This is a genomic window from Streptomyces sp. NPDC051104, from assembly GCF_040682835.1.
GTDB classification, from domain to species: Bacteria; Actinomycetota; Actinomycetes; order Streptomycetales; family Streptomycetaceae; genus Streptomyces; species Streptomyces cynarae.
Map to the genome: position 1 here is coordinate 1 of NZ_JBFBBS010000155.1, position 1258 is coordinate 1258.

The window sequence follows — 1258 nt, forward strand, 5'->3', positions numbered from 1 at the left end:
TAGTACTCCAGCCGGAGATGTGATCTTGCTGGTGGGGGGCCGGTGGGAAGACAGGTGCGGCCACCGGTGATCATCGTCAGGTGTGTGGACTGAAGATGAAGCGGTGGCCGCGGGCCACAGCGTAGTGCCTGCCCGCTGGCAGGCGATGTTCGAGGGCTTGCTAGGCCGGATAGCGGGTCGCTTCGGGCGGGTCGAGCCCCGGCTTCGGGTACGGCAGTTGATGCTCGGACTGCTGGCGGACCTGCCGCGTAAAAACTGCTGGACGATCGCCGAGCACACCGGCGACACCAGCCCGGACGGGCTGCAACACCTGCTCAGCCGGGCGAAGTGGGACGCTGATCCGGTGCGCGACGACCTGCGCGCGTTCGTGCTGGACCACCTGGCCGACGACCAGGCCGTACTGGTCGTCGACGAGACCGGTGACCTGAAGAAGGGCACCCACACCGTCGGTGTCCAGCGCCAGTACACCGGCACCGCCGGACGAATCGAGAACGCCCAGGTCGCCGTCTACCTCACCTACACCTCCCGGCACGGCCACGCGGGCATCGACCGTGCGCTGTACCTGCCGAAGTCGTGGACATCCGATCCGCAGCGATGCCGCCAGGCCGGCGTGCCCGAGGACATCGGCTTCGCCACCAAGCCACAGCTCGCCGCGCAGATGATCGAACGCGCACTGGACGCCGGAGCACCCGCGGCGTGGGCGGCCGGCGACGAGGTCTACGGCGACAACCCCCACCTGCGCGCCACCCTGGAACGACGGCAGCTCGGCTACGTGCTGGCCGTCTCCAGCACCCACCGCCTGCCCACCCAGGCCGGGCCACAGCGCGCCGACCACCTGGCCAGGCGCATCCCACGGCGGGCCTGGCACAAGCTGTCCGCCGGAAAGGGCGCCAAGGGCCACCGCTGGTACGACTGGGCACACTTGGCCCTGGCCACACCCGGCCTGGCAGGCCATCAGTACTTGCTGATCCGCCGCAACCGCCGCACCGGAGAACTCGCCTACTACCGCTGCTACGCACCCCGACCGGTTCCGCTGTCCACCCTGGTCAAGATCGCCGGAAGCCGCTGGACCGTGGAGGAAACGTTCCAGAGCTCGAAGACCCTGGCCGGGCTGGACGAGCACCAGGTCCGCCGCTGGAACTCCTGGCACCGCTGGGTCACCCTGGCCCTGCTCGCCCACGCCTTCCTCGCCGTCACCGCCGCCCTCGAACGCCGAGGCCAGGCCCTGACGGACGACGGCACCAGTCCCGACGGACTG

General features: G+C 69.8%; 1 protein-coding gene. It reads left to right on the forward strand.

What is annotated here, in order from left to right:
• Positions 1-145: 145 nt before the first annotated feature.
• The coding region (locus AB0N14_RS40230) for an IS701 family transposase (protein WP_366030629.1) at positions 146-1258 on the forward strand (1113 nt) is incomplete at its 3' end.